The sequence below is a fragment of the Methylocystis sp. IM3 genome (assembly GCF_038070105.1).
GTDB lineage: Bacteria > Pseudomonadota > Alphaproteobacteria > Rhizobiales > Beijerinckiaceae > Methylocystis.
This window is the reverse complement of record NZ_JBBPBZ010000002.1, coordinates 1,125,999-1,151,628: the sequence shown is the minus strand read 5'-3', so window position 1 is coordinate 1,151,628 and position 25,630 is coordinate 1,125,999. Positions and strand designations below refer to the sequence as shown.

The window sequence follows — 25,630 nt, the reverse complement described above, 5'->3', positions numbered from 1 at the left end:
TCAGCGGTCGTCGCGTCGCCGCTTACGCAAAAAACGCCGCCGCTTGCCGCAGGCACAGCTCGAAGGCTGCAAGATCCGTATAGCGGCCTTCAGGCGCCGCCTCTTGCGCCGCCACGTCGTGGCCCTGCGCACGGAGGGCCTCGGCGATCATGAGATTGTCGAACAGCCCGAAATCCTCGACGCTCAGCCCGTCGGCCGCGAAGAGCCTTTCTCCCGGCGCGTCCGCCGTATCGACGCAGCGCGCGGCATAGATTGCGGAAACATTGGTATAGGCGAAAACCTGTTTTTCCAGCGCGAAGGCCATGCCGACTTCAAATACTGTCCCGGCATCCGCGCTCGCGCCGCGAAAGGGCGTGAGATTGGCGATGACGCCGTCGCAGCGGCGGATCATGGCGACGTTGGCTTCGAAGATCGACCGCGACGAGGCTTCCTCCCCGGGGACGAACTCCGCGTCCAGCGGGAAGAGGCCTTCGAGCCCATAGGCGTCGCAAAGCTCCTTCTTACGCCGCCCCATGTCGAGCGCGTCGGCGAGAAACACCTCGGGACCTGCGAGATAGATGGAGGGCAAACGTCACCTCGCCCGATAGAGCGGAGAGCCGAGCGGGCGCGGCGCGCCGGGCGCATTCGGATGCAGGGCGGGATCGAAGGCGTCGCCGCGCCGATGGCCGCGCTTCCAATGCGCCTCGACATGCGCCGCGACGGAGGCAGGCCTGTGCGCATGCCCTTCAGGCCCTGCAACTCGGCTTTCCGCCGGCTCGGGGACGACATGCGTCTCCGCGCGTTTGGCCTCGGCCTCGCGCTGCGCCTCCTTGATCTGACCCGCGAGGGCGCCGACCTCAGCAGAGACGCCAGCCTTCATCTCGTCGATGCGCCTGTTCACCTCCTCGATCGACTGGTTATTTCTCGCCTCGTGGCCGCGGGCCTTCTCGAGCGCGTCGAGCCGCGCCTCCAGCGCCTGAATGTCGGCGGCAAGCTTCTGCGTCACGCGCCTGAACTCGGCCTCTTCCACGTTTTTCTGCGCCGATCCGAAAACCGAGAGGTCCGGCCAGGCGATATGAACGGGCCTGGCGAGATCGTAGAGATGCCAGCCGATCACGCCGGCGATCGCGTAAGCGGCGAAGGCGCGGCCTGCCCGGACGGCCCTGGAGAGGAAAGACGCTTCCGGCTTCACCCCGTCGTCTGGCTTCGCCTCGTCGAGCCTCGCGCCGCCTCCGGGCGCATCGGCGACGCTCACCCTCACCTCGGGGACGCCCCCTCCCCCGGCCGCCGCCGCGACAGGGCCGAACTCCAGGAGGGCGTGAGGGCGTTCCGTCGACATGGGGAGAGCTCGCGAAAAGGGAGCGGGGAGCGCAAGCCTCTCTCCGATATTGCTAAAATTGCACTAATACGCGCCCTGGGGCTCCGCCGGCCGCCCTTAACCTTCCGTTCATGTTCTCGCGCCTAGCCTCACCGTCGGGGAGTGGGCGACAGCGTCGATCGGAAGTTTCGCATCATGAAGAAGATGCTAGTGGTTGCGGCCGCCGTCGCGTCCGCATGGACGCTCGCGGGATGTTATTCGCCCGGCGAGCGCGCGCTCGGCGGCGGCGCCATTGGCGGCCTTGGCGGCGCGGGCATCGGCGCTGCGGTCTCCAACGGGTCGGCGACCGGCACATTGGCCGGCGCGGCGATTGGCGCCGCGAGCGGCGCGGCTCTCGGCGCCCTCACGGCCCCATCGCCCCCGCCGCCTCCGCCGCCGCCCCCCTGCGCGCAATGGGGCTGGGACGATTACGGCAACCGAATCTGCATCGGCTACTACTGAACTGGGCTCTAAGGCCGCGGCAGGCGGCCTCAAAAGGGAGCGCGCCATGGTGGAGGCCGTCGCATCATTTTTGTCTGACGCGTTGGGCCAGACGCCCGCGCCGCCTCAGTCTCGCGACGAGACGCAATCCGGCGTCGCGGCGCATGAAGCGGTCGCCGCCCTGGCCCGCGAGGCCGCGGCGCCGGAGGACGCGAGCGGGAAGAAGATCGTCGAAATCCGCATCACCCTCGATTCCGACGACGGCGCCCTGCTGAAAATTCTCTCCGCTCTCGATCCGCAGCGCCAGCCGGAGTCCGCGCTCAACCCCAGGTTCGATCTGCCCGTCCCCGCCCGCGACGACGCCCTCGCCCCCAAGGCCCAGCCCGAGCGCGGCCGGCGGCGCTCCCTCATCTCCCCGCTTGCGATTCTGGCCGCGCTGCTCATCGGCCTTGCGCTGCGCATCTCTTTCAAGGACGCCGGCTTCCCGACGACGCCGATGCAACCCTTGGCGTCGATGAAGCAGATGATCGACCAGATCGTCGCCACCGAGTCGCATGGCGACGCCGCCGCCAAAAACCCCCATTCCACGGCGCTGGGCGTGGGTCAGTTCGTCGAGGCGACATGGCTCGGCCTGGTAAAAAAACATCGTCCCGACATCGCTAACGGGCTGAACGACAGGCAAATTCTCGATTTGCGCAAGGATCCGGAACTGTCGCGCTTCATGGCGAGCCGCTACGCCGAGGAGAATACGTCTCTGCTCGCGCGTCGCGGTCTGCCGGTGACGCCGGGATCGCTCTATCTTGCGCATTTCGCCGGTCCCGCGGGCGCGGCCGCCATTCTGACGGCCCCCGAGGGCGCCGACGCGGCGGCTGTGATCGCCAATACCGACGCGAGGCCGAACATTACGCGCGAGAAGATCGTGAACGGCAATCCGTTCATGAAGAAATTCACGGCCAAAGATCTGAAAAACTGGGCCGATCTGAAGATGCAGGGCCTCGATCTCGTCGCGGGCGGACCGGGTGAAAAAGGCGGCGCGGGACGCGATTAGGTCCCGGCCTGCGTCAGAGCCATCCCGCCTTGCGGAAACGCCAGTAGAGAAACGCGCAGACAGACGAAATCACTGCAAGAACGACGTAATAGCCATACTGCCACCTGAGCTCGGGCATGTGCTCGAAATTCATGCCGTAGATTCCGGCGATTGCCGTGGGAACGGCGAGAATGGCGGCCCAGGCGGCGAGACGGCGCGAGATGTTGGTCTGCTGCATCTGCGCATTCATCAGACTCGCCTCGAACGCGAAGGCGAGCGTCTCGCGCAGCGTGTCGATGCGCTCCTCCGCGCGGCGCAGATGGTCCCGCACGTCGCGGAAATGCGGCCGCATCGCGGGATCGATGAAGACGATGTCGGTGCGCTCCAGCCGGCGGCAAACGTCGGCGAGCGGCACGACGGCGTTGCGCAGCCGCAGGAGATCGCGCCGCAGCATGTAGAGCTGTTCGGTCTCGGCGCGACCCATCGTCGTCGTCAGCACGTGGTCCTCGATGTCCTCGACCTGGTCGTTGATGCTGTCGAGGACTGGCGCATAATTGTCCACGATGAAGTCGAGAATGGCGTAGACGATGAAGTCCTCGCCTTCGGACAGGCGCTGGGCGCGGGCCTCGCTGCGCGCGCGCACCTCTGAATAGCTGCGCGATGGGCCGTGGCGCACGCTTACCACATAGCCTTCGCCGACAAAAAGATGCGTCTCGCCGAATGCGACGCGGCCCTCGACCATCTGCGCGGTGCGCGCGACGATGAACAGGCTGTCGTCGAATTCCTCGAGCTTTGGGAACTGATGCGCCTTGGCGGCGTCCTCGACAGCGAGCGGATGTAGCGCGAATTGCTGCCCGACCCGCTCCAGCAGCGCCATGTCCGGCTCGTAGAGCCCGATCCAGACGACGTGATCGGGCCGCTTCGCCCAGTCGCCCGCGGCGTCGAGGTCGATATCGGCGACCTTGACGCCCTTGCAATAGGCCACGGCCGCGACGAGTCCTTCGCCCGTCGGCGTTTCGGAGCTTGTCACGCCGCCCATCGGCCCGTTTCAGGCCCTGGGACCGCCGCGGGTCACGCCGACCTTGGCCGGACGCAGCACGCGCTCGCCGATCGTATAGCCCTGCTCGACGACCTGGGCCACCGTGCCGGCGGGCTTCGACTCGTCGGGAATTTCATAAAGCGCTTCATGGAGGTTGGGATCGAATTTGGCGCCCAGCGCCTCGATCTGCTTGACGCCGAAGCGGCCAAGCCTCGACATGAAATCGCGCTCGGTTACCCCGAGGCCCTCGAGCAGCGTGGCGGCGATCGGGTCAAGATTGGCGCGCGCCTCGGCCGGCACGCTCTCGGCGGCCCGGCGCAGATTGTCGGCGAAGGGCAGCATCTCACGGGCGAAATTCGCCACGCCATAGACCCGCGCGTCGGCGACCTCCTTCTCGGCGCGCCGGCGGATGTTTTCCGTCTCGGCCATGGTCCGCAGCAGCCTGTCCTTCAGCGCCGCGACTTCCGCGTGGAGATTCTCGAGCTCCGTGAAGGGCTCCGGTTCGTTGACGCTCGATTCCGCCGAAGGTTGCGCCAGGGAGGACGCTTGCGCCGCGCTCCCCTCCGCTCCGGGCGGCGGGGTCTGGGCGTTGCTGTCGGCGTTGCTCTGGTCGCTCATGCTCATGTCCGTCTTTTGTTCAAGGGGCGCTCTGTGAAAGGCCTCGATATCATCGCTCGATCAGGCAAAATCAAGTCGCCGCGACATTTGGCGCTCGCGCCGGGCGCCTCTCCGGCGCGGGCGCCAACACCTCGAGGAGCTGCTTCTTGATCGCCGTATGACGCTGTTGCGAAAGGATTTTCGCGCCCGTCAGGTCGGTGACGTAAAAGGCGTCGACCGCCCGCTCGCCAAAGGTCACGATATGAGCCGAGGCGATGTTGAGACTGAGTTTCGAAATGGCGTTGGTGAGGTCGAAGAGGAGCCCCTCGCGATCGAGGCCGGACACTTCGATGACCGTATAGACATTGGAGAGGCTGTTATCGACCACGACCTCCGGCGCGATGGAGAAGGCCGTATTGGCGGGTGCCTGCTTCGCCCGCGCCTTCACCGCGTCGGAGACGAAGACCTCGCCGCGCAGCGCCTTGGCGATGAAATCGGCGATGCGCCGCGCGCGGCGCAATTCGTCCTCGTCGAAATCGAAGGCGCGGGAGAAGAAGATCGTATCCAGCGCGAGCCCGTCGGCCGTGGTGAAAATATGCGCGTCCACGATATTGGCGCCGCTCGCCGCGCAGCCGCCCGCGATGATGGAGAGGAGGCGGCGGTGGTCGGGCGCGATGACAGTGAGCTCCACGGCGCCGCGTGTGCGGTCGAGTTCGACCGCGGTGGCGAGCGGCGTCTCGGCGCCCGTGAGCTTGGCGAGCATATGGGCGTGGCGCACCTTGCGCGCGACATCGACCTTGAGCCAATAGGCGGGATAATGCCGGCGCGCATAGGCGTCGTAGTCCTCGTCGCTCCAGTCCGGCAACGCCGCCCGCAACTCGGCGATGGCGGCGGCGACGCGGCTCTTGCGGTCGACCGAGGAATGGCCGCCGCCGAGCACGACCTCAGTCTCCCAGTAGAGCACGCGCAGAAGCTGGGATTTCCAGGCGTCCAGCACGCCGGGGCCGACGGCGTTGATGTCGCAGACCGTGAGCACGAAGAGCATTTTCAGGCGCTCCATCGTCTGGACGATGGAGGCGAAGCTCTCGATCGTCACGCGGTCCGAGAGGTCGCGGCTCTGGGCGAAGGTCGACATGGTGAGATGATGCTCGACGAGCCAGGCCACCGTCTCCGTCTCTCCCGGCGTGAAGCCCAGGCGCGGGCAGAGCGTGCGCGCCACCTCCATGCCGGCGAGGGAGTGATCCTCCTTGCGGCCCTTGGCGATGTCGTGGAGAAAGAGCCCGAGATAAAGAACCTTGCGATTGACGATGGTGGGCAGGATATCGGCCACGAGCTGCTGATGCTCGGGCATCCGACCGGCTTCGAGATCCGAGAGGCCGCCGACGGCGCGCAGCAAGTGCTCGTCCACCGTATAGTGATGATACATGTTGAACTGCATCATCGCCACAATGCGGCCGAAGGCGGGAATGAAGCGGCCCAGCACGCCCGTCTCGTTCATCCGCCGCAGCATGATCTCGGTCATGTTGCGCGACAGGAGAATTTCGAGAAACAGGCGGTTCGCCTCCTTTTCGGCGCGAAGATCGGCGTCGATCTCGCGCAGAGAAAGCGTCACCGCGCGCAGGGCGTCGGGATGCAGCGGCAGGCCGTGATGGTCGGCGAGCCAGAAGAGCCGGATGATGTTGACCGGATCGCGATGAAACACGCTCGCGTCGACGACGCTGATGCGGTCGTGCGCGATGAGGAAGTCGCCCTGCGGCCCCTTCCCGCGCCGGCGCCGGAAGGGTTGCAGGAAGCGATCGAAGATCGCGCGCGGCTTCGCCTGCCGCTCCTCCAGCGCTGCGCAGACGATGGCGGTGAGGTCGCCCACGTCCTTGGCCACAAGGAAGTAATGTTTCATGAAGCGTTCGACGCGCGAGAGGCCAGCGCGGTCGTGATAGCCGAGACGCTCCGCCATCATGGTCTGCACGTCGAAGGAAAGACGCTCCTCCGCGCGGCCGGTGGCGAAATGCAGATGACAGCGCACCCGCCACAGAAACTCCTCGCAGCGCTCGAAAAGGCTCAGTTCGGCGGAGGTGAACAGCCCCGCGGCGACGAGCTCCTTGGGATCGCGCACGCGATAGACGTATTTTGAAATCCAGAAGAGCGTATTGAGGTCGCGCAGACCGCCCTTGCCCTCCTTGACGTTCGGCTCCACGAGATAGCGCGAGGCGCCGGCGCGGCGCACGCGCGCGTCGCGCTCGGCGAGTTTCGCGGCGACGAATTCGCGCGCGTCGGAGCGCGCGACCTCGCGGTCGAAGGCCTCCTGCAATTCGGTGAAGAGATCCGTGCTGCCGAGAATGAAGCGCGCCTCGAGCAGGGTCGTGCGGATCGTCATGTCGGCGCGCGACTGCTTCATGCATTCGGCGACGGAGCGCGTGGCGTGGCCGACCTTCTGGCGCAGGTCCCACAGAATGTAGAGGATCGCCTCGACGACGCTCTCGCCCCAGGGCGTCTGCTTGTAGGGAAGCAGAAACAGAAGGTCGATGTCCGAGCCCGGCGCCAGCATACCGCGCCCGTAGCCGCCGACGGCGACGACCGTCAGGCGCTCGGCGAAAGTGGGGTTGTCGGCCGGATAGACGTAAGCGACCACGTAATCATAGATCGCGCCGATCAGCTCGTCCTGAAGGTTTGAAAGCTGCCGCCCGCAGGCGAGGCCGGAGCCCCGCGCCTCGAGCTGCGCGCGCGCGCGGGCGCGCCCTTCGGCGAGAGCGGAACGAAACAGATCGACGACGGCTGTGCGCCGCGCATGTCCCTTCTCGGCCTTGCACAGTTCCGCGACGGGAGCCGCGAGCGCCCCCCTCAGCCCGCGAAAGCCGTTCGCGGGATCGAGGCCGTCGAAAAGAGGCGCGCAGACCGATTCAGTCATGTTGTTCATCGGGCGGCGCGCAACGTCTCGAGGCGGGTTTCGATGGCGTCGAAGAGGGGAACCGCGAGGTCCGGCCCGCCGACGCGCTTCAGCGCGCGCAGGCCCGTGGGCGAGGTGACGTTGATTTCCGTGAGCCGGCCGTCGATGACGTCGATTCCAACGAAGATCAGCCCGCGCTTCTTCAGCTCCGGCCCGAGCCGGGCGCAAATCTCCTGCTCGCGCGCATCGAGTTCGGTCGCCGCCGCCGCGCCGCCGCGCACCATGTTGGAGCGGATGTCGTCTTGCGCCGGGACGCGGTTGATGGCGCCGAGCGCCTCGCCGTCGATGAGAATGATGCGCTTGTCGCCCTTCGCCACCTCGGGGAGAAACTGCTGCACCACCCAGGGCTCGCGGAAGGTCGTGTGGAACATGTCGAAGAGCGAGCCGAAATTGGGGTCGCGCGGCGTGACTTTGAAGACCGCCGCGCCGCCGTGGCCATAGAGCGGCTTCATGACGATGTCGCCCTGTTCGGCGCGAAATCGTTCGATCGCGGCGCGGTCGCGGGTGATGAGCGTCGGCGGCATGAGATCGGCAAAGTCCATCACGAAGACTTTTTCCGGCGCGTTGCGCACATGGCCGGGGTCGTTGACGACGAGCGTGCGCCCCTGGATGCGCTCGAGAAAATGCGTCGAGGTGATGTAGGCGAGGTCGAAAGGCGGGTCCTGCCGCAGCAGCACCACATCCATGCGCCCGAGATCGAGCTCGGTCGCCTCGCCGAGCGCGTAATAGCGCGACGGATCGTCGAACACGTCGATATGATGCCCGCGGGCGGTCAGGCGGGCGCCTTCGAGCGAGAGCTGGTCCGGTGTGTAGAACCACAGCCTGTGGCCGCGCCGCTTCGCCTCCAGCATGAGCGCGAACGTCGAGTCTCCGGCGAAATTAATTCGCTCGAGAGGATCCATTTGCACCGCGATTTCCAGCATCGCCCCTCCAGCCGCGACCCGCGCGGGCAAGCCCAAAGTCCTGGCGCCAGCCGCGCCGTCGACAGTTTATCCAGCCTGACCGCGCTCCCATAGCAGAAGGCGCGGCCTCCAGGCTCCTTCTATCGCTCGGCGAGCGCCTCCACCTCGACGCTTTCGAGAATCTCGGCCGGCTTGCGCGAGATCGCGTCGAGCGCGCTGACGCCGGCGGGCGCGGCGAGCCGCAACTCCAGCCGTTTGGGCTTCATGATATAGGCCGAGACCGCCCCGGCGATCTTCTTCGCCTTTTCGCCGCCGCCCAGAACCGAGGCGACGGCCAATCCGGCGCCCTTGGCGTATTCGGCGCGGGCCTTTTCGACGCTCGCCTTCTGCTCCCTGGCCTCGAGCGTCAGCAGCCGGTCGATGAGCCCGCCGCCTTCCAGAACCAGCTCGACGGATTTCAGCGACGCTGCCATGGCCGCCGCCTTGGAGACGATGGCCATGGACGAGAAAATTGCGCCCGAGACATTGCCGAAGGTGACTTTCAGCGTCGCCGCGCCCATGTCGCGGCCTTCGACGCGCAGCGGCGCGAAGATCGCCTCCTGCGTCTTCTCACGCCATTCGCCCGCGACTGCGGCGGAAAGGTCGAGATCGCGATAGCCGAGCGCGAGAAATTGCGCGGTGGACGGCGCCTCGCCGCGCGCCGCGAGGTCGATGGCAAGGCGGTCCATGCGGGCGGACAGCTTCGTCGGCGCAATCTCGCGGAACTCGCCGAAATTGGCCTCGACGCCCGCGAGGCTGAATTTCATCCGCGACGTCTCTCCGATCCTCGCGTCGGGAAGATCGGCCGCGAGCCCCTTGACCTCCACGCCCGCGAGCTGCGGAAAAGGCGCCTCCAGCAGCGAAGAAAGCCTGGCGTCGCGCAGGCCGAACCGGCTCAGGGACAGGAGCCCGCCGTCGGAGGACTGAAGCGAGAAACCCTCCAGCGCGAAATCCCCCACCGTCGCGCCGGCGGTCCGGTTCGCGGCGATCCGGCCGACCTTGATGGAATAGGGCTTCTCCGCCGGCTCCCCCTTGCCGGTCGCCGAGACGTCGCGGACCTCGAGCGAAGCCACGTCGAAAGAGGCCAGGGCCTCGATCAAATCCTTCAATAACGCCGGGTCGGCTTCCGTTTTGTCCGGATCGAGTTTTTGCAGCCGCTCCAGCAGCGCGGCGGGCGGCGCCGCAAGCGCCTTGCCCTTCACGCCGGCGAGGGTCAACCTCCCTGTCTTCGCGCTCAGGCCGCCGGTCTTGTTCTCGATCGTAAGCGATTCGACGCTTTCCTCCTCGATCAGCGGCTTGAGCGGCTCCTGACCGTCGCCCCGCGCGGCCATCGCCAGATGGGCGAGCTGGCGCAGTTCGATCCCCCTGGCAAGGCTCGCGCCCCAGACATATCGCTGCCCCTGGCCAGTCGGGTTTTCGACGGTCTGCTCGGCGGCGCCAGCCTTGAGCGTGGCTATACGCCCCGCGACGATCCCTTCCGCCGCAATGTCACGATAAACGGCGCGCTCGGTCGTGTCCGCGACTTTCCGCTCTGTCATCAACGACGGAATGACGAGGCGCTGCGCCGAGAGCCGGGCGAGGCGCGCATCCACAGCTTTCTCGTCGCCCGTGAACAATTGGGCGAGGTCGAGCGCGGAAAGCGACGCGCCCTTGAGCTCCAGATGCGGGATTTTGTACGTGACGCCGCCAACCGAAAAAACCAGATTGTCGAGGCCAAGATCGCTCGCAGCCGCGCCGGTCGTCGCCGGGGTCGCGCCAGCCGCCGCCGCGGCGGCGAGGGCGAACAGGCCCGAAAGAAAAGCACTTTGACGAGTAAGTTTCTGCATGTGTTAGACTTTCCGCCTGTCGCGGGAGAAGGGCGGCTTGGAACTTGCACCGCCATTGCGACGCGGTAAAGGCCCCGTGTTTTTTCGTCGCAGCCCGGCCGAGGCGCCGCTTGCGTGGATGGCATTCGGCGCGTTGCGTGATAGAGAGATTCCCATGCGACGTTTACTTCTATTGCGCCACGGCAAGGCGGACCGTCACTCGGCTGGAGGGGATCGCGAGCGCCCGCTCACGCGGCGCGGCGAGGAGGACGCGCGTCGCGTCGGGGAGTTTCTGCGCGAGTCCGGCATGACCCCTGATCTCGCCGTCGCCTCCAACGCCCGGCGGGCGAAGCAGACGCTCGAACGCACGCTTGAGGCCTTCCCCGGCCATGTGACGCATCTCATTGAGAATACGATCTACCTCGCCACTGTCGACCACCTCGTCGACGTGCTGCGGCAGACGCCGGACAAGACACACACGCTTCTCGCCGTGGGCCATAATCCCGGCTTCGCCGAGCTCGCCGTCTGGCTCGCGGGCGAAGGCGAGAAGGACGACCTCGAACATATGCGGTCGTCATATCCGACCGCCGCGCTTGCGATTCTCGACTTCGACACCGAACATTGGGCGGAAGTCCGGAAGGGCGCGGCCCGGCTCAATCGATTCGTGACGCCGGCGGCGTTGCGCGGCGACGTGGTCGACGATCCGGACTAGGAGTTTCTCGCCGGGAGCGCGCGGCGCATGCTGCTCGAAACGCTCGTGTTGCTGATGACGGCCGCCGCGCCCGCCCGGACGCCGTCCGTCCTCGTCGCGCCCGCCGCGCTCTTCTGGCGCACGCCTGCCCCCTCTTACCTGCCCGACAAGCGCGCCGTCGACAATTGGCGGATGGAGAGCGCGCTGTGGCTCGAGATGAGCCCTTCTGAAGCAGCGAAACGCGCAATGGGCGCAGAGGACGGCGACCCCGCCCGCTGCGTCAAACTCAACAACTACTGGTGCGTGAAGCGCGCGGGCTGGACGGGCGAGATCGCCTCGGACGCCGACGGCCATGTCGCCTTCGCCTCAGCCGAGGAAGGCGCGGCCGTCGCCGCGCTGCTGCTGCGGCGCTATTACGTCGATTACAAGCGTCATAGCGCGCGCGCCATCGTCGAGCGCTGGGCGCCGGCGCAATGTTCGCCCATGGTCGCCCGCCCGACGCCGGGGCTCCCCGCCTCGCGCGAGGGCTTGGCGCATATGATGCCGCAGCGCGTGGTGCCCATGGGCCTCGCGCCGCGCGGCGTTCAAAATACGCTGCGCGCCCGCTGGCTGGCCGCCCATGGCAGAGGCGGCGTCGGCCCGACGACGGCTCCAACGCGGGCGGCCGAAACGCCCGACCTCATCCCGACCCCTTCCATCATGGCTGGGATAGCCGAAGCGCGGCCCCGACGCGAAAGGCCGAAGTCGCCGCCGCGCGAGCCGGATATGGACGTGGTTGCGGGCCTGAAGCTTCTGCCGCCGCCCGCCCCGCTCACCAGGACGCCGCCGCCCTTGCCAACGTCCTTGCCGCCGCTCGACGGCGTGGCCGATTGTTCGGGCGAACTGGCGCGCATCTCGAATTACGCCACGCATCTCGCGGAAGGCGTGGCCGCCTCGCCCAACGACGATCTCCTGCTCTTCGACGCCGCCGGGCAGCCGACCGGCAATCTGGCGAAGGCGCTCGTCAATATGGCGGCGGTGGAAATCGGCCCCGATCGCCCCCGCATGGCGCTCGTCGCGGCGGCGGTGTCGCAACTGCGCAGGCTGCTCGCGGACCCGGCGAAAGCGGAAGCGCCCCCGGCTCCGCCGCCTGAACCGACCGCGCCCGAGACCGCCGAAGAGAAAAAGCCCAACGAACCGACAGGCGGGGCGTCAGCCGAGGCGGCTCACCAGCCCCAGTGATGGCCACCCTGTCCGCGCGGGCTGAAATGGCCGTGCCCCCCGACCCAATGAGCGCCATGATGGTGCGAGCCGGAATGGCGGCGATTGTCGTCGATCCACGCGCCGGTGCGGCTGTGCCGGCCGTGTCTGACGTTTCTGCTCTCGTTGCGGCCATGGTCCACGCTGACATCACGGGCCAGCGCGGGCGCGCAGACGAGGGCCGCGATGGCGGCGGCGGCGATTTTCCTGAGCATTTGCTGGAACTCTTTCTCAAAATAAACTTCGCGGTTACGACGCCTCGCCCGCCCGCGGAAGTCAAGGCTCGGCGTTTGACCCGCTCGCCCGCGCAGCCTAGAAGCCAAGCATGTCTCACAACAGTTTCGGCCATCTCTTCCGCGTCACCACCTTCGGGGAAAGCCACGGCCTCGCGCTCGGCGCCGTCGTCGACGGCTGCCCACCGGGCATTGCGCTGACCGAGGCCGACATTCAGGGCTTCCTCGACAAGCGAAAGCCCGGCCAGTCGCGCTTCACGACGCAACGCCGCGAGCCGGACGAAGTGAAGATCCTCTCCGGCGTCTTCGCCGCCCCCGGCGGCGCGCAGGTCACGACCGGAACGCCCATCGCGCTCGTGATCGAAAACACCGACCAGCGGTCGAAGGACTATGGCGAGATCACCAACAAATACCGCCCCGGCCACGCGGATTACGTCTATGACGCGAAATATGGCGTGCGGGACTATCGTGGCGGCGGGCGCTCCTCGGCGCGGGAGACAGCGGCGCGCGTCGCGGCCGGCGCCGTCGCACGCAAGGTCGTCCCTGGCGTCACGATCCGGGGCGCGCTGGTGCAGATCGGCCCGCACAAGATCGACCGCACCCGCTTCGACTGGGCGGAGGTCGAGCGCAATCCGCTGTTCTGCCCCGACGCCGTGATGGCGGCGCAATGGGCGGACTATCTCGACGAGGTGCGCAAGAAGGGCTCCTCCATCGGCGCCGTGGTGGAAATTGTGGCCGAGGGCGCGCCGGCCGGCTGGGGCGCGCCGCTCTATGGCAAGCTCGACGCCGATCTCGCCGCCGCGATGATGTCGATCAACGCCGTCAAGGGCGTGGAGATCGGCGACGGCTTCGCATCCGCCGAACTCTCCGGCGAGGAGAACGCCGACGAAATGCGCGCCGGCCCGACCTTCCTGTCGAACCACGCTGGCGGCGTGCTGGGCGGCCTCTCGACCGGCCAGCCCATCGTCCTGCGCTTTGCCGTGAAGCCCACCTCCTCCATCCTCACCCCGCGCCGCACCATCGACCGCGACGGCAATGAGACGGAGATCGTCACCAAGGGCCGCCACGACCCGTGCGTCGGGATCCGCGCCGTGCCGGTCGGCGAGGCCATGATGGCTTGCGTGCTGGCGGATCACTTCCTGCGGCACAGGGGGCAGATTGGCGGGTAGCCGCGAGGGGGGACGCTTTCGCCACCCGTCCATCCCTCCCCTTTACGGGGAGGGTCGCCCGCGCAACGGGCGGGGTGGGGTCCAGCTCACCCGCCGCGCCGCCCTCGCCGGCGTCCTGAGCCTCGCCGCCTCCCCCTCCCGCGCGGCCGCGCCGGGCACGCTCTTCGTCTCCCACCCCGCCGCCCTTGCCCATGATCCCGGCCCCGGCTGGCCGGACAGCCCCGAGCGGCTGCGCGCGCTCTTCTCCGCGCTGGACGCGCCCCGCTTCGCCGATCTGCTGCGCATGGAGGCCCCCAGCGCCGCGCACGAGGCGGTGCTGCGGGTTCATGCTCCCGCGCATCTCGCCCGGCTGGAGGCGCTCGCGCCGAAGAAGGGCCGCGCACAACTCGGCGCCGATGTCGTGATGAGCGCGGGGAGTTTCGAGGCGGCCCTGCGCGCCGCTGGCGGCGCCGTCGCGGCGGTCGACGCCGTGATGCGCGCGGAGGCCCGCAACGCCTTCACGGCGACTCGCCCGCCCGGACACCACGCTCGCGCCGACGCGCCCATGGGCTTCTGCTTCTTCAATAACGCCGCCATCGCCGCGCGCCACGCCATCGACGCGCATCGAGCTGAACGCGTCGCCATCGTCGATTTCGACGTGCATCACGGCAATGGCGTGCAGGAGATCTTCTGGAACGAGCAAAAGGTCCTTTATTGCTCGACGCACCAATCGCCGCTTTACCCCGGCACGGGCGCGGTCACGGAGACGGGCGCCCATGACAATATCGTCAACGCGCCGCTCGCCAGGGGCGATGGGGGCGCAGCGTTTCGCGACGCGCTGAAGACCCGCATCCTCCCGCGCCTCGACGCTTTCGCGCCCGACATGATCGTGTTCTGCGCCGGCTTCGACGCGCATCTGCACGATCCGCTGGGCGGCCTGCGCCTCATCGAAGAAGACTTCCGCGACGTGACGCTGCGCGTCATGGAGATCGCCGCGCGGCGCTGCCGCAGCCGCATCGTCTCGCTGCTCGAAGGCGGCTATGCGCCGAGGGATCTCGCCGCGAGCGCCGCCGCCCATGTCGACGCGCTGATGGACGCGTGACGCCGTCTATCTTCTTTCCGTCACCCCGATCATCGGCCCCATCGGATGAAAGCGATCGTGACGGTCGAGCGACGGCGCATAAAGGGCCGAGGCGGTTCCCCCGTCCAGAAAGAGCGCGTCGGCGCAGCCGAGCCGGTCGCGAAACAGAGTCGCGAATTGATGGAAGGTGACCGGCTGGTTGGAGATCGCGAAACGCGCCACATGCCCGTCGATCACGCAGACGCCATTGCGGAACTTCTCGGACGTCCCGCTTTCGTGGATATGCGGGTTGATGCGCCCGCCGGTCACGAGCATCGGCCCGGATTGCGTGGCGTAGGCCGGGCGCGCCCGCGACTTCAGAAAACGCTGCGTCTCGGTCACGCCCGCGCGCGCGCCGTCGACCCAGAAGACGCCGTTGGGCTTCATGTGGAAATTGCCCTCGCCGGGCGCCGCATTGGCGGCGTGGAGCACGCGCCCAGCCTCCACATAAAGCCCCACGGGCGTGAAATCCGGCGAATACATGCCCGCGTTCATGGCGAAGGCCAGCGTCTCGCCGTTGCGCGCGAGCGCCTCCGCAAGAGTGGAAAAACCGCCGTAAAGCGCGCCCGCGCCATCGCGCAGGAAGAGCCGGATCGACGCCTTTCGGGCGTCCATGTCGCAGACCGTATAGGACGCCCCGTCCTCGATCCTGTCGGCGCAGGGCGGCGCGGCCCCGGCCGTCGAGCAGACGAGAGCGGCGGCGAGCGCCGCGGCCAACCGGATGAGACGCGCCATTCCTTCCTCCCCGACACGACCGCAGCCCTATAGCTCAAAATGGCGCCGGCCAGGCGGATTTGAAACGGCGGCGCCGTGCGGCTAGATATGCGGTGACAGCGCCTGTCGGCGTTTCCGGAGACCCGCTTGCCCCATTTCATCACAGAGGCCATCGAGGCCATAGCGCGTGGCGAGATCGTCGTCGTCACCGACGACGACGACCGCGAGAACGAAGGCGATCTCGTCATTGCGGCGTCGCTCTGCACGCCCGAGAAAATGGCGTTCATCATCCGCCATTGCTGCGGCATCGTCTGCGCGCCGCTGACGCTCGAGGAAGCCCGCCGCCTGCATCTCGCGCCCATGGTGGCGCAAAACGACGCGCCGCTCGGCACCGCCTTCACCGTCTCGGTCGACGTGAAGCACGGGCTCACCACCGGCATCTCCGCCGAGCAGCGGTGCAATACGGTGCGCGCGCTCGCCAACGGCAACATGGGCGCGGCAGATTTCGTGCGCCCCGGCCATGTGTTTCCGCTCATCGCCCGCGACGGCGGGGTCTTGATGCGCTCCGGCCATACGGAAGCCGCCGTGGATCTGTGCAAGCTCGCCGGCCTCCCGCCCGTCGGGGTGATCTGCGAACTCGCCAATGACGACGGCACGGTGATGACCGGCCAGCAAATCGCCGCCTTCGCCAAGGCCCATGATCTCAAGCTGGTCTCGGTCGCCGATCTGATCGCTTTCCGGCAGGCGCGCGAGAAGCTCGTGGAGCGCGTTTCGACCTTCCCGGTTTCGACGGAGGTCGGCGATTTCGTCGGGCACGCCTATGTCACGCCCTTCGACAGCGTGCAGCATTTCGCCTTCGTGCTCGGCTCGATCGGAGACGGCCGCGACGTGCCGACGCGCCTGCACCGCGCCGACATCGTCTCCGATGTGATGGGCGGCGCGCCGACCATCAAGAAGACGCTCGCCCGCTTCGCCCGCGAGGGGCGCGGCGTGCTCATCTATCTGCGCGACGGCGCGGCGGGCGTTCCCACCAATATCGTGGGCCGCGCGCCGGAGAATGCGGAGGAGACGCGCAAGCGGCAATGGTTCGACGTGGGCCTCGGCGCGCAGATCTTGAAGGATCTGGGCGTGTCGTCGATCCGACTGCGGTCTTCGACGTCCAAGCCGCGCGCCTTTGTCGGACTGTCAGGCTTCGGCATCGAGATCACGGCCGTGGAGCCTGTGGAATAATCAGTCCGCGCGCGGATGCGCCGATTGATAAGCGTCGAGGAGGCGCTTGCGGTCGACGGCCGTGTAAATCTGCGTCGTCGACAGCGAGGCGTGGCCGAGGAGCTCCTGAATGGCGCGCAAGTCCCCACCGCGCCCCAGAAGATGGGTCGCGAAGGAGTGACGCAGCGCATGGGGCGTCGCGCTGTCGGGGAGGCCGAGCCCGCCGCGCAACCGCTGCATCGCGAGCTGGACGATGCGCGGCGACAGGGGCCCGCCCTTTGCGCCGACGAAGAGCGGGCCGCCTGAGAGATCATAGGGACACGCGGCGAGATAGGCCTCGATCGACCGCCGCACCGGCTCGATGACCGGAACGGTGCGCGACTTGCCCCCCTTGCCGAGAATGGTCACGCGGTCTCTGGCGCCAATCGGCGCGTCGCCGTGAGAGATCGACAGCGCCTCCGAGATGCGCAGGCCGGCGCCATAGAGGAGCGCGAGAACCGCGGCGTCGCGGGCCAGAACCCAGGGCTCGCGGGCCTCGCCGGCGCGCCTGTCGGGGTCGATGAGATCGCGGGCGTCGGCGACGGTGAGCGCCTTGGGCAGGCTGTGCGGCTTTTTGGGCGACCGCACCGCGCCGAAGAGGTCGGTTTTGGCGAGGCCCTTCTTTTCCAGAAAGCGCAGGAAGTTGCGGATGGCGGCCAACGCCCGCAGCAGAGAGCGGCTCGCCAGCCCTTCGCCGCGCCGCCTTGCGAGAAAAGCGCGCAGATCGGCGGGTTGCAGGGCGATCAAGGCCGCGGCGTCTGGCTTTGCGCCGAGGTGCTCGGTCAGAAAGGCGAGAAAGCCGGCCACGTCGCGGCCGTAGCCGTCGAGCGTATGGCGGGAGGCGCGCCGCTCCCCTGCGAGCGCCCCGAGCCAGAGCAGAGCTTCGGCGGCGATTTGCGGCGCGGCGCTGAAGCGCGCCGCGTCCGGAAGCAGCTTCCCGGCTGGCCGGGGAGAGGGAAGGAAGCCATTGCGCATGAGCGCATGCTTGCGGAAGAAAGCTTAAGATTCATCCGCGACCGCGCTGCGAGCCGTGGCCCGGCCTTACGCGCCGGCCTGAATCTCCGCCTTGGCCTTGGCCAGCATCTCGTCCATGGTGCGGCGGATCTGGTGCTCGGACTGCTCGACGCCAGCGGCCTCGAAGTCTTTCTTGACGGTCGCCACGACGCGCTCGTCGGCGTCGGCGGACACTTCCGCCGCGACCAGCGCCTCGGCATAGGCCTGGGCCTCGGCGCCCGACTTGCCGAGCTTCTCGGCCGCCCAGAGACCGAGGAGCTTGTTGCGGCGCGCCTCGGCCCGGAATTTCAGCTCCTCGTCACGGACGTAGCGTTTCTCGAAGGAATCCTCGCGCTGGTCGAAAGTGCTCATGTTCATCCTCAGCCGGGTTGTTTTCGTCTTTGTAATTTCCGCGGGCGAATCCGCTGCCGCATCTCGCGCGCCGGACGCATATAGGCGAAATTCGCCCGCGGCGCCAATGCCAAGCCGCCGGGCTGCGACATTCGCGCGCGGCGGGCGACAAAAAGCTGAATGAATCGCGCGTTGTGCCTATTTCCGGATTGGGCTAAATTGAAGCGGTCCGCGCATGGACGAGCGTTGGCTTGTCACTGGCCCCCAAAGACGTTAGGACCGCGCCTGTTGTGGTCGGTCGCCTGGACCCCGCCTCGCGACTCCGGACGCGGCGGGGATCATGTCAGGGAGCCGCGGCTGACCGCATGGATTTTCTCGAGCCCCGGTTGAACCCTATGAACCGCCGTCGCCGTATATATGAAGGCAAGGCCAAGGTCCTTTACGAGGGGCCGGAGCCTGGCACATTGATTCAGCATTTCAAGGACGACGCCACGGCCTTCAACGCCAAGAAGCACGAGGTGATCGACGGCAAGGGCGTCCTGAACAACCGCATCTCGGAATACATCTTCCAGCATCTCAACAATATCGGGGTGCCGACGCATTTCATCCGCCGCCTCAACATGCGCGAGCAGCTCATTCGCGAGGTGGAGATCATTCCGCTCGAGGTCGTGGTCCGCAATGTCGCGGCCGGCTCGCTCGCCAAGCGGCTCGGCCTCGAGGAAGGCACCCAGCTGCCGCGCTCGATCATCGAGTTCTATTACAAGAACGACGCGCTCGACGACCCGATGGTCTCGGAAGAGCACATCACGGCCTTCGGCTGGGCGACGCCGCAGGAGATCGACGACATCATGGCGCTCGCCATTCGCGTCAATGACTTCCTCTCCGGTCTGTTTCTGGGCGTCGGCATCCGTCTCGTCGACTTCAAGATGGAATGCGGCCGCCTGTGGGAAGGCGACATGATGCGCATCGTGGTCGCCGACGAGATTTCCCCCGACAGCTGCCGCCTGTGGGACATCAAGTCGAACGACAAGCTCGACAAGGACCGCTTCCGCCGCGACCTCGGCGGGCTCGTCGAGGCCTATACGGAGGTCGCCCGCCGCCTCGGCATCATGCAGGAAGGCGAATCCGTTCGCGTCGGCGCGCCGAAGCTGGTTCAATAGGAGCGACGACAGGAGGAGCCGATGGGCGTCCCCTTTCAGGACCCTCGCCCGATGAACGCGAAGGAATTCTTCGCGTTCACGGCCACGCGCCCGGACGAAGAAAAGTGGGAGCTGATCGAGGGGGAGCCGATCTTGAACGCTTCGGCGAGTTTTCTGCACCAACTTATTGCGCGCAACCTCATCGTTTTGCTCGACAGAGCAGCCTTCGGGAGAGGCGCCGCATGGGCAGCCGTGCCCGGGCTGGGAGTGCGCGTCTCCGAAATCAGCGTCCCTGTGCCGGACGTGCTGGTTCGCCCGAACGACGGGCTGATGGTCACCGAATGTGATGATCCCTTGATTGCGTTCGAGATCCTTTCGCCATCGACCGCGAATCGGGACCTGCGCTGGAAGCGCAAGGCTTACGCCGCGCTGCCGACCCTGTCGCAATATGTCGTCGTCGCGCAGGACGCGGTCGAGGTCGTTTCCTATGACCGCCGGAACGGCTTTGCGGAGCGCCGCTTCGAGACCGTCGACGCCGAGCTGGACCTGCCGCTGATCGGCGCCCGGCTGGCTCTGCGCGACATCTACCGGGACACCGGCCTTCTTTAGCCTGCGTGGCGAATCTCGCGCGATCAATGGCCGCCCCGCGCCTTGCCGCGTCTGGCCGGCCGGCTCACCCTCAATCTCTCACAGGAGGTTCGGATGAGCGCAAAAGACATTCTCCCCCCGGCCGCGAAATGGCTTGGCTATGCGGGCGCGCTTCCCTTCGTCGCCGGCGCCCTCGCCTCGGTTCCCCTCGCCGGCGCGCTCCGCCCCTTCGGCCTGACGCTGCTGCTCGGCTATGGGGCCATCATCCTGTCCTTCATGGGCGGGGTGCATTGGGGCGCGGCCATGCAGCGTGACGACCCGAGTCTCGGCGCGCTCGGCCGCAGCGTGGCGCCGTCGCTGCTCGCCCTTCCGGCCCTGCTCGTCGGCGGCGTTTCCGGCCTCGTCCTGCTCGCGGCGGGCTTCGCCGGCCTGCTCTTTTACGACCTCGCGGAGACGCGGGCCGGGCGCGCGCCGCAATGGTATCCCCAGCTTCGGCGCCCGCTGACGGCGATCGTGGTCTCCTGTCTCGTCGTAGGGGCGGCCTCGCAATCGTTCTGACGCCGCATCGGCGCTTGCCCTTTACGCGCCGGGCCGTTAACCGTGTGGCGGATTTCACACGGAACCCAAGGCCCATGAAAGCACGTGTCGTCGTCACCCTGAAGAACGGCGTCCTCGATCCGCAAGGCAAGGCGATCGAGGGCGCGCTGAAGTCGCTCGGCGTCGAGGGCGTCGAGAGCGTGCGCCAGGGCAAGGTTTTCGACATCGAAGTGACGGGCGCCGATGCGGCGGCCGCGAAGGCGCAGCTCACCGCCGCCTGCGAAAAGCTGCTCGCCAATACGGTGATCGAAAACTACCGGATCGAACTCTAGAGAGCGCCTCCATGAAAGCGGCCGTCATCGTCTTCCCCGGCTCCAATCGCGAAGGCGACATGGCGCGCGCGCTCGAGCAGGCGACCGGGCAGAAGCCCGCCATGCTCTGGCACGCGGACCATGACCTGCCGGCGGGGACCGATCTCGTCGTCCTGCCGGGCGGCTTCTCCTATGGCGACTATCTGCGTTGCGGGGCCATCGCGGGCCGGGCCGCGATCATGGACGCCGTGCGGGCGCACGCCGCACGCGGCGGCCTCGTGCTGGGCGTCTGCAACGGCTTCCAGATCCTTTGCGAGAGCGGCCTTCTGCCCGGCGTGCTGATGCGCAACGCCAATCTGCGCTTCGTCTGCAAGATGCAGCATCTGCGCGTGGAGCGGAACGACACGGCCTTTACCCGCCAATACGCCAAGGGCCAGGCGATCGAGGTCTGCATCGCCCATGGCGAAGGCAATTACGAAGCTGACGATGCGACGATCGAGCGCATCGAGGGCGAGGGTCTCGTCGCCTTCCGCTATTGCGACGCGAGCGGCCGTGTCGGCGGCGACGCCAATCCCAATGGCTCCCGCAACGACATCGCGGGGATCTATTCCGAAAAGCGCAATGTGCTCGGCCTGATGCCGCATCCCGAGAATCTCATCGATCCGCTTGTCGGCGGGATCGACGGCCGGGCGCTGTTCGAGAGCCTCGGCAGCGCGGCGTAAGCACCCAATCCTTGCCGTCCCCACAAGGACGATCTGTCCCCCTCCTCCTTGCGGGGAGGGGTTAAGGGTGAAGGCCGCCTCCCGCCATCCATCAACGCCGCCCGACAGCCTTCGCCACACGCCAGAGCGCCCGCTCGGCCTCCATCGGCGCGATATTCGCATTGGCGCGGGCGCGCGTCTGCGCCTCGCGCAGCGGCTCGATCAAGGCCGCGAGACGCGCCGAGGTCCAGCTCTTCAGCTGCTCCTCCATCAAGGCGCGGTGCATGAAACCGAAGCCCGAGCGATAGAGCATGTTCACACCCGCGTCCGGGCGCCCGCCCTCGCGCTCCATGGCGAGCCGGGCGCGATGCAGGGCCACGGCGTAGCGCAGGGCGCCGAAAAGCAGGCTGCCGGCGTCGCCGCCCTGCGCGAAATAGGCGTCGAGCGTCTCGGCCGCGCGCCCGGCAAAAGCCGCCGCCACAACGCGGTCGCTGGCGATGCTGGAGGCGTGGGCGACGATCGCCTCGACATCGGCCGCTTCGACATGCTCGCGGCCATGCATGTAGAGGACCAGCTTTGCCAGCTCGGCGCGACTCATCAGCCGGTCTTCGCCGAGCGCGGCGAGGAGCAGCGCGCGGGCCTCGGGCGTCGCCACGAGATTGGCCTCCCGCAGGGTGCGGTCAACCAGCGCATGAATGTCCTGCTCGGTATCCGGCAGGCATTCGACGCCGGCGCCTTGCTTGGCGCCCTCGACGAGCTTGCGCAGCGGCGCGTCCTTCTTCAGCGCGCCGGCGGTGAGCACCACCGTGCAGGCGGCCGGCGGCGCGGCGATGAGCGACGTAATCGCGGGAATGACGGATTTCGTCCCCGTCTCCACGAGGATCGCGCGGCGGCCGCCGAAAAGCGGCGTGGTGTTGGCCTCGTCGAGAAGGGTCAGCGGATCGGCCGAAACGGCGTCGCCTGAAAGTTCGACGAACTGGAACGGATCGCGCCGGTCGTCGACGCGCTTCCCGATGATGGCCTGCGCCCGCTCGCGCACCATTCCGGCGTCGGAGCCATGGACGAGGAAGAGAAAGACGCTTTCGGGCGGCGACGCGACGAAGCGTTCCGCGTCGCGGTTGGAGACGGCGACCATCTAGCCCCCTTCCCTGTCCCCTCCTGCGTCAGCGAACGAGGGTGGGCGCGGGCTCCCGCATGGCCATTTCCGTCGCTATGCGCGTGCGGATCGATTCGGCGATCACCTTCGCGTCCCGGATTTCGGCGTCGCGCGCGGCGCGGACGTTGGAGAAGCGGTTCGAGAAGCGGTCGTAGCTTGCGATGTTGAAGGCCGTGCCCTGTGTCACCACCACATTCTGCGGCCAGGTGACGAGCTTGTAATCGGCGTCGACGATGACAGTCGCGGAGGTGGCGCGGCCCGTGACCGTGTCGAGGATCGGCGTCTGCACGCGCTCGCGGAGAGTGACGCTCAGACGATAGCGGGGCGCCACCGCCGAGCCCGTGCCATTGAATCCGTAAATCAGGTCGTTGCGCAGATAATGCCCGATGCGGCCGGGAATTTCGTCGACCTCGATGGCCTGGAGTTCGGAGGCCAGCGGCGAGGCGTCGAAGGCGCCATTGGCGCCGTAAAGCGGCTGAATGCAGCCCGCGAGCGGAACCGCGGCGCCGAAGGCGAGAAAAGCGAGGAGCGTCCTCATCCCGCGGGCGGCGCCTTTCGGGCGCGCTTCCGGGCGAGGGCCGGCGTCGGCGTTGATCTGCGCCTTGTCACACGACCACATTGACGATCCTCTTCGGCACGAGAATGAATTTCCTGAGCGGCTTGCCTTCCATGGCGCGGATGACCCCATCCTGCGCCAGCGCCTCTTTGCGAATCGTTTCCTCGTCGGCGTCATGCGCGACGATGATCTCGGCGCGCTTCTTGCCGTTGACCTGCACAGGCAGGGTCATCGTCTCCTGGGCCACCAGCGCCGGATCGGCGACCGGCCAGGACGCTTCCGATACCAGCCCTTTATGGCCAAGATCGGTCCAGCACTCCTCCGCGACGTGGGGCGTCATCGGCGCGACGAGGCGGATGAGCGCGTCCGCCGCCTCGCGGAAGGCGAAAGCGGCGTCGGCGCCGACGGGCGTTTCGGTCACGGCGTCGAGCGCCGCCGTCAGCTCGTTGACGAATTCGCGAATGCGAGCGATGGCGCTGTTGAAGCGCAGCCGCTCGATATTTTCGCTCACCTGCGCGACCGTCTTGTGCGTGGCCTTGCGCAGTTTCAGCGCATCGTCGCCCATCTCGGCGGGCGCGGCGGCCCCGGCGGGCGCGGCGACGCGGCCGAGTTCGCCCGTGATGCGCCACAGGCGCTGCACGAAGCGCCAGGCGCCCTGCGCGCCCTCGTCTGACCAGATCACGTCGCGGTCGGGCGGGCTGTCGGAGAGGACGAAGAGCCGCGCGGTGTCGGCGCCATAGGCCGCGACGATGTCGTCGGGGTCCACGGTGTTCTTCTTGGACTTCGACATTTTCTCGATCGGGCCGATCTCGACCTCGGCGCCGCCGTCGATCAGGAAGGCGCGGCGCTTGCCGCCCTCGCTTGTTTCGATGCGGATGGCGGCGGGAGAGACCCAGCCGGCGGGACCCTTATAGGTCTCATGGACGACCATGCCCTGGGTGAAGAGCCCCGCGAAGGGCTCCGGCGCGGCGCTATGGCCGGAGTCGCGCATGGCGCGCGCGAAGAAGCGCGAATACAGGAGATGCAGAATCGCGTGCTCGATGCCGCCGATATATTGATCGACCGGCAGCCAGCGCGCGAGCGCCTCCGGCGAGGCCGGCTCCTTGTCATTGTGCGGGTCGGTGAAGCGCGCGTAATACCAGGACGAATCGACGAAAGTGTCCATCGTGTCGGTCTCGCGGCGGGCCGGCTTGCCGCAGGAGGGACAGGGGACGTTCTTCCAGCTGGGGTGGCGGTCGAGCGGATTGCCCGGCTGGTCGAAGGTCACGTCCTCGGGGAGCCGCACCGGCAGATCGGCGTCGGGAACCGGCACGGGACCGCAGGTCTCGCAATGGATGATGGGGATCGGGGAGCCCCAATAGCGTTGGCGCGACACGCCCCAGTCGCGGAGCTTGTAATTCACCTTGCGCACGCCCTGCGGGGCGTTGAAGAGCGCCGTCGTCTCGAGCCTGTTGGCGACATGCTCCTTGGCCTCGGGAACCGTGAAGCCGCTCAGGAAGTCCGAGTTCACGAGCCTGCCGTCGCCGTCGAAGGCTTCGCCGCTCTCCGAAATCTTCTTTTCCAGCGCCGCGGCGTCCTCGCCCTCGGGGCAGACCACGACCTTGAAGCCGAGCCCGTATTTGGTGGCGAAATCGAGGTCGCGCTGGTCATGCGCCGGGCAGCCGAAGATCGCGCCCGTGCCGTAATCCATCAAAATGAAATTCGCGACATAGACGGGAAGCGTCCAGTTCGGATCGAAAGGATGGACGACCCGCAGCCCGGTGTCGAAGCCCTGCTTCTCGGCCGTTTCGATTGCTTCCGCCGAGGTGCCGCCGCGCCGGCATTCCTCGCAAAAGGCGGCGAGCGCCGGATTTTTCCCGGCCGCCGCCCTGGCGAGCGGATGATCGGCGGCGAGCGCGACGAATTTCGCGCCAAAGAGCGTGTCGGCGCGGGTGGTGAAGACCTCGACCTCCTGCGCGTCGTCCAGGGGCCGGGCCAGCGCGAAGCGCACCAGCATGCCCTCGGAGCGGCCGATCCAGTTGCGCTGCATGAGGCGCACCTTCTCGGGCCAGCGGTCGAGCGTATCGAGCGCCTCGAGAAGCTCGGCGGAATAGCTCGTGATCTTGAAAAACCACTGGGTCAGTTCGCGCTGCTCGACGAGCGCGCCCGAGCGCCAGCCGCGTCCGTCGATCACCTGCTCATTGGCGAGCACGGTCATGTCGACAGGATCCCAGTTCACCTTGGATTTCTTGCGATCGACGATCCCCGCCTTCAGGAAATCGAGAAAAAGCTTCTGCTGGCGCCCGTAATATTCCGGGTCGCAGGTCGCGATCTCGCGCGACCAGTCGAGCGACAGGCCGAGCGTCTTGAGCTGGGCGCGCATGGCGGCGATATTGGCGTAGGTCCATTTCGCGGGATGCGCGCCGGTCTGCGCCGCGGCGTTCTCCGCCGGCAGGCCGAAGGCGTCCCAGCCCATGGGATGCAGCACGTCGAAGCCCTTGGCCCGCATGAAGCGGGCGATGACGTCGCCCATCGAGTAATTGCGCACATGGCCCATGTGGAGGCGTCCCGATGGATAGGGGAACATCTCCAGCACGTAATATTTGGGCGCATCGGGCTTGGCCCCGGCCTCGAAGACTTGGCCCTCCTCCCAGACCTTCTGCCATTTCGGCTCGGATTCGGCGAAATTGTATCGGTCGGGTCTCATGCTGGGCGGCTGTCCGGTCAAAGCGTCGGGATTTGCGCTCCTAAATGCCGGTCAGAAGGGGGGATGTCAAAGGGAGAGCGCCGCCCGCC

At 67.3% G+C, this 25,630-nt stretch carries 26 protein-coding genes; 12 read left to right on the top strand and 14 right to left on the bottom strand.

Annotation, left to right across the window (positions count from 1 at the left end; genetic code table 11):
* Nucleotides 1-22 precede the first annotated feature (22 nt).
* Together WOC76_RS07460 and WOC76_RS07455 are read right to left on the bottom strand one after the other, a co-directional pair.
* Entirely contained in the window at nt 23-568 is a 546-nt protein-coding gene (locus WOC76_RS07460) for a nucleoside 2-deoxyribosyltransferase (protein WP_341107911.1), read from the bottom strand.
* A gap of 3 nt (nt 569-571) precedes the next feature.
* Entirely contained in the window at nt 572-1,318 is a 747-nt protein-coding gene (locus WOC76_RS07455) for a hypothetical protein (RefSeq protein WP_341107912.1), read from the bottom strand.
* Between the two features lie 174 nt (nt 1,319-1,492).
* Between WOC76_RS07455 and WOC76_RS07450 the strand changes: the two genes are divergently transcribed.
* Both WOC76_RS07450 and WOC76_RS07445 read left to right on the top strand, forming a co-directional pair.
* A complete protein-coding gene (locus WOC76_RS07450) occupies nt 1,493-1,798 on the top strand; it encodes a hypothetical protein (protein WP_341387838.1) in 306 nt (101 codons plus the stop codon).
* A gap of 46 nt (nt 1,799-1,844) precedes the next feature.
* Nucleotides 1,845-2,825 carry a hypothetical protein gene (locus WOC76_RS07445; RefSeq protein ID WP_341387836.1) on the top strand — a complete coding sequence of 327 codons (981 nt, stop codon included), beginning with the start codon at nt 1,845-1,847 and terminating at the stop codon, nt 2,823-2,825.
* Nucleotides 2,826-2,838: 13 nt separating this feature from the next.
* Here the strand turns inward: WOC76_RS07445 and corA are convergent, their stop codons facing one another.
* The 5 genes from corA to WOC76_RS07420 form a co-directional block, all read right to left on the bottom strand.
* Complete coding sequence (gene corA, locus WOC76_RS07440; RefSeq protein ID WP_445730643.1) at nt 2,839-3,843, bottom strand: magnesium/cobalt transporter CorA; 1,005 nt, start codon at nt 3,841-3,843, stop codon at nt 2,839-2,841.
* A 9-nt stretch (nt 3,844-3,852) separates the two neighbouring features.
* The gene (gene grpE, locus WOC76_RS07435) at nt 3,853-4,467 is read right to left on the bottom strand and encodes a nucleotide exchange factor GrpE (protein ID WP_341107918.1); all 615 of its coding nucleotides are present in this window, start codon (nt 4,465-4,467) and stop codon (nt 3,853-3,855) included.
* Nucleotides 4,468-4,531: 64 nt separating this feature from the next.
* On the bottom strand, nt 4,532-7,345 hold the full coding sequence (locus tag WOC76_RS07430; RefSeq protein ID WP_341387833.1) for a [protein-PII] uridylyltransferase: 2,814 nt from the start codon (nt 7,343-7,345) through the stop codon (nt 4,532-4,534).
* 5 nt (nt 7,346-7,350) lie between these two features.
* Nucleotides 7,351-8,307 carry a glutathione synthase gene (gshB, locus tag WOC76_RS07425; protein WP_341107921.1) on the bottom strand — a complete coding sequence of 319 codons (957 nt, stop codon included), beginning with the start codon at nt 8,305-8,307 and terminating at the stop codon, nt 7,351-7,353.
* 119 nt (nt 8,308-8,426) lie between these two features.
* On the bottom strand, nt 8,427-10,151 hold the full coding sequence (locus WOC76_RS07420) for a hypothetical protein (RefSeq protein WP_341107923.1): 1,725 nt from the start codon (nt 10,149-10,151) through the stop codon (nt 8,427-8,429).
* A 154-nt stretch (nt 10,152-10,305) separates the two neighbouring features.
* Between WOC76_RS07420 and WOC76_RS07415 the strand changes: the two genes are divergently transcribed.
* Complete coding sequence (locus tag WOC76_RS07415; protein ID WP_341107925.1) at nt 10,306-10,842, top strand: SixA phosphatase family protein; 537 nt, start codon at nt 10,306-10,308, stop codon at nt 10,840-10,842.
* Between the two features lie 27 nt (nt 10,843-10,869).
* The gene (locus WOC76_RS07410; RefSeq protein ID WP_341431349.1) at nt 10,870-12,042 is read left to right on the top strand and encodes a hypothetical protein; all 1,173 of its coding nucleotides are present in this window, start codon (nt 10,870-10,872) and stop codon (nt 12,040-12,042) included.
* On the opposite strand, the gene WOC76_RS07405 is transcribed toward WOC76_RS07410, so the two are convergent.
* Nucleotides 12,027-12,275, bottom strand: coding sequence for a hypothetical protein (locus tag WOC76_RS07405; RefSeq protein WP_341107928.1), 249 nt, complete (start codon nt 12,273-12,275; stop codon nt 12,027-12,029). The genes WOC76_RS07410 and WOC76_RS07405 overlap by 16 nt on opposite strands.
* Before the next feature lie 110 nt (nt 12,276-12,385).
* Here WOC76_RS07405 and aroC point away from each other — a divergent pair, with 110 nt between their 5' ends.
* Nucleotides 12,386-13,462, top strand: a complete 1,077-nt coding sequence (aroC, locus tag WOC76_RS07400) for a chorismate synthase (RefSeq protein ID WP_341107929.1) — start codon at nt 12,386-12,388, stop codon at nt 13,460-13,462.
* Between the two features lie 115 nt (nt 13,463-13,577).
* Nucleotides 13,578-14,543 (top strand): histone deacetylase family protein, encoded by a 966-nt coding sequence (locus WOC76_RS07395; protein WP_341108825.1) that lies wholly within the window; start codon nt 13,578-13,580, stop codon nt 14,541-14,543.
* 6 nt (nt 14,544-14,549) lie between these two features.
* On the opposite strand, the gene WOC76_RS07390 is transcribed toward WOC76_RS07395, so the two are convergent.
* Complete coding sequence (locus WOC76_RS07390) at nt 14,550-15,296, bottom strand: phosphodiester glycosidase family protein (RefSeq protein ID WP_341107930.1); 747 nt, start codon at nt 15,294-15,296, stop codon at nt 14,550-14,552.
* A 126-nt stretch (nt 15,297-15,422) separates the two neighbouring features.
* Here WOC76_RS07390 and ribB point away from each other — a divergent pair, with 126 nt between their 5' ends.
* Nucleotides 15,423-16,505, top strand: a complete 1,083-nt coding sequence (gene ribB, locus WOC76_RS07385) for a 3,4-dihydroxy-2-butanone-4-phosphate synthase (protein ID WP_341107933.1) — start codon at nt 15,423-15,425, stop codon at nt 16,503-16,505.
* Here ribB and WOC76_RS07380 read toward each other — a convergent pair whose 3' ends face one another.
* Both WOC76_RS07380 and WOC76_RS07375 read right to left on the bottom strand, forming a co-directional pair.
* Nucleotides 16,506-17,498 (bottom strand): tyrosine recombinase XerC, encoded by a 993-nt coding sequence (locus WOC76_RS07380; RefSeq protein WP_341107936.1) that lies wholly within the window; start codon nt 17,496-17,498, stop codon nt 16,506-16,508.
* 66 nt (nt 17,499-17,564) lie between these two features.
* On the bottom strand, nt 17,565-17,888 hold the full coding sequence (locus WOC76_RS07375; protein WP_341107938.1) for a DUF1476 domain-containing protein: 324 nt from the start codon (nt 17,886-17,888) through the stop codon (nt 17,565-17,567).
* Nucleotides 17,889-18,232: 344 nt separating this feature from the next.
* Between WOC76_RS07375 and purC the strand changes: the two genes are divergently transcribed.
* The 5 genes from purC (at nt 18,233) to purQ (ending at nt 21,164) form a co-directional block, all read left to right on the top strand.
* Nucleotides 18,233-19,027 (top strand): phosphoribosylaminoimidazolesuccinocarboxamide synthase, encoded by a 795-nt coding sequence (gene purC / locus WOC76_RS07370; protein ID WP_341107939.1) that lies wholly within the window; start codon nt 18,233-18,235, stop codon nt 19,025-19,027.
* A gap of 21 nt (nt 19,028-19,048) precedes the next feature.
* Nucleotides 19,049-19,615 (top strand): Uma2 family endonuclease, encoded by a 567-nt coding sequence (locus WOC76_RS07365; protein ID WP_341431348.1) that lies wholly within the window; start codon nt 19,049-19,051, stop codon nt 19,613-19,615.
* A 93-nt stretch (nt 19,616-19,708) separates the two neighbouring features.
* Entirely contained in the window at nt 19,709-20,152 is a 444-nt protein-coding gene (locus tag WOC76_RS07360) for a DUF3429 domain-containing protein (RefSeq protein WP_341107942.1), read from the top strand.
* A 74-nt stretch (nt 20,153-20,226) separates the two neighbouring features.
* Complete coding sequence (purS, locus tag WOC76_RS07355) at nt 20,227-20,463, top strand: phosphoribosylformylglycinamidine synthase subunit PurS (protein ID WP_341107943.1); 237 nt, start codon at nt 20,227-20,229, stop codon at nt 20,461-20,463.
* Between the two features lie 11 nt (nt 20,464-20,474).
* Entirely contained in the window at nt 20,475-21,164 is a 690-nt protein-coding gene (gene purQ, locus WOC76_RS07350; protein WP_341107945.1) for a phosphoribosylformylglycinamidine synthase subunit PurQ, read from the top strand.
* Between the two features lie 91 nt (nt 21,165-21,255).
* On the opposite strand, the gene holA is transcribed toward purQ, so the two are convergent.
* From holA to leuS, 3 genes are read right to left on the bottom strand one after another with little or no spacing between them, the layout of a single operon-like run.
* The gene (holA, locus tag WOC76_RS07345) at nt 21,256-22,278 is read right to left on the bottom strand and encodes a DNA polymerase III subunit delta (RefSeq protein ID WP_341107946.1); all 1,023 of its coding nucleotides are present in this window, start codon (nt 22,276-22,278) and stop codon (nt 21,256-21,258) included.
* 28 nt (nt 22,279-22,306) lie between these two features.
* Nucleotides 22,307-22,918 carry a hypothetical protein gene (locus WOC76_RS07340; protein ID WP_341107947.1) on the bottom strand — a complete coding sequence of 204 codons (612 nt, stop codon included), beginning with the start codon at nt 22,916-22,918 and terminating at the stop codon, nt 22,307-22,309.
* Nucleotides 22,905-25,541 carry a leucine--tRNA ligase gene (gene leuS / locus WOC76_RS07335; protein WP_341387818.1) on the bottom strand — a complete coding sequence of 879 codons (2,637 nt, stop codon included), beginning with the start codon at nt 25,539-25,541 and terminating at the stop codon, nt 22,905-22,907. The genes WOC76_RS07340 and leuS overlap by 14 nt, the downstream gene beginning before the upstream one ends.
* Nucleotides 25,542-25,630 lie beyond the last annotated feature (89 nt).

What these genes read in the sequence shown, in the direction of transcription:
- WOC76_RS07365 (WP_341431348.1), top strand. Translation starts at nt 19,049, where the DNA reads ATGGGCGTCCCCTTTCAGGACCCTCGCCCGATGAACGCGAAGGAATTC.
- WOC76_RS07430 (WP_341387833.1), bottom strand. Translation starts at nt 7,345, where the DNA reads ATGACTGAATCGGTCTGCGCGCCTCTTTTCGACGGCCTCGATCCCGCG.
- WOC76_RS07445 (WP_341387836.1), top strand. Translation starts at nt 1,845, where the DNA reads ATGGTGGAGGCCGTCGCATCATTTTTGTCTGACGCGTTGGGCCAGACG.
- WOC76_RS07360 (WP_341107942.1), top strand. Translation starts at nt 19,709, where the DNA reads ATGAGCGCAAAAGACATTCTCCCCCCGGCCGCGAAATGGCTTGGCTAT.
- WOC76_RS07420 (WP_341107923.1), bottom strand. Translation starts at nt 10,151, where the DNA reads ATGCAGAAACTTACTCGTCAAAGTGCTTTTCTTTCGGGCCTGTTCGCC.
- WOC76_RS07380 (WP_341107936.1), bottom strand. Translation starts at nt 17,498, where the DNA reads ATGCGCAATGGCTTCCTTCCCTCTCCCCGGCCAGCCGGGAAGCTGCTT.
- WOC76_RS07410 (WP_341431349.1), top strand. Translation starts at nt 10,870, where the DNA reads ATGCTGCTCGAAACGCTCGTGTTGCTGATGACGGCCGCCGCGCCCGCC.
- purC (WP_341107939.1), top strand. Translation starts at nt 18,233, where the DNA reads ATGGATTTTCTCGAGCCCCGGTTGAACCCTATGAACCGCCGTCGCCGT.
- WOC76_RS07390 (WP_341107930.1), bottom strand. Translation starts at nt 15,296, where the DNA reads ATGGCGCGTCTCATCCGGTTGGCCGCGGCGCTCGCCGCCGCTCTCGTC.
- WOC76_RS07375 (WP_341107938.1), bottom strand. Translation starts at nt 17,888, where the DNA reads ATGAGCACTTTCGACCAGCGCGAGGATTCCTTCGAGAAACGCTACGTC.
- aroC (WP_341107929.1), top strand. Translation starts at nt 12,386, where the DNA reads ATGTCTCACAACAGTTTCGGCCATCTCTTCCGCGTCACCACCTTCGGG.
- holA (WP_341107946.1), bottom strand. Translation starts at nt 22,278, where the DNA reads ATGGTCGCCGTCTCCAACCGCGACGCGGAACGCTTCGTCGCGTCGCCG.
- WOC76_RS07415 (WP_341107925.1), top strand. Translation starts at nt 10,306, where the DNA reads ATGCGACGTTTACTTCTATTGCGCCACGGCAAGGCGGACCGTCACTCG.
- WOC76_RS07455 (WP_341107912.1), bottom strand. Translation starts at nt 1,318, where the DNA reads ATGTCGACGGAACGCCCTCACGCCCTCCTGGAGTTCGGCCCTGTCGCG.
- purQ (WP_341107945.1), top strand. Translation starts at nt 20,475, where the DNA reads ATGAAAGCGGCCGTCATCGTCTTCCCCGGCTCCAATCGCGAAGGCGAC.
- corA (WP_445730643.1), bottom strand. Translation starts at nt 3,843, where the DNA reads ATGGGCGGCGTGACAAGCTCCGAAACGCCGACGGGCGAAGGACTCGTC.
- leuS (WP_341387818.1), bottom strand. Translation starts at nt 25,541, where the DNA reads ATGAGACCCGACCGATACAATTTCGCCGAATCCGAGCCGAAATGGCAG.
- grpE (WP_341107918.1), bottom strand. Translation starts at nt 4,467, where the DNA reads ATGAGCATGAGCGACCAGAGCAACGCCGACAGCAACGCCCAGACCCCG.
- WOC76_RS07405 (WP_341107928.1), bottom strand. Translation starts at nt 12,275, where the DNA reads ATGCTCAGGAAAATCGCCGCCGCCGCCATCGCGGCCCTCGTCTGCGCG.
- gshB (WP_341107921.1), bottom strand. Translation starts at nt 8,307, where the DNA reads ATGCTGGAAATCGCGGTGCAAATGGATCCTCTCGAGCGAATTAATTTC.
- WOC76_RS07340 (WP_341107947.1), bottom strand. Translation starts at nt 22,918, where the DNA reads ATGTGGTCGTGTGACAAGGCGCAGATCAACGCCGACGCCGGCCCTCGC.
- purS (WP_341107943.1), top strand. Translation starts at nt 20,227, where the DNA reads ATGAAAGCACGTGTCGTCGTCACCCTGAAGAACGGCGTCCTCGATCCG.
- WOC76_RS07450 (WP_341387838.1), top strand. Translation starts at nt 1,493, where the DNA reads ATGAAGAAGATGCTAGTGGTTGCGGCCGCCGTCGCGTCCGCATGGACG.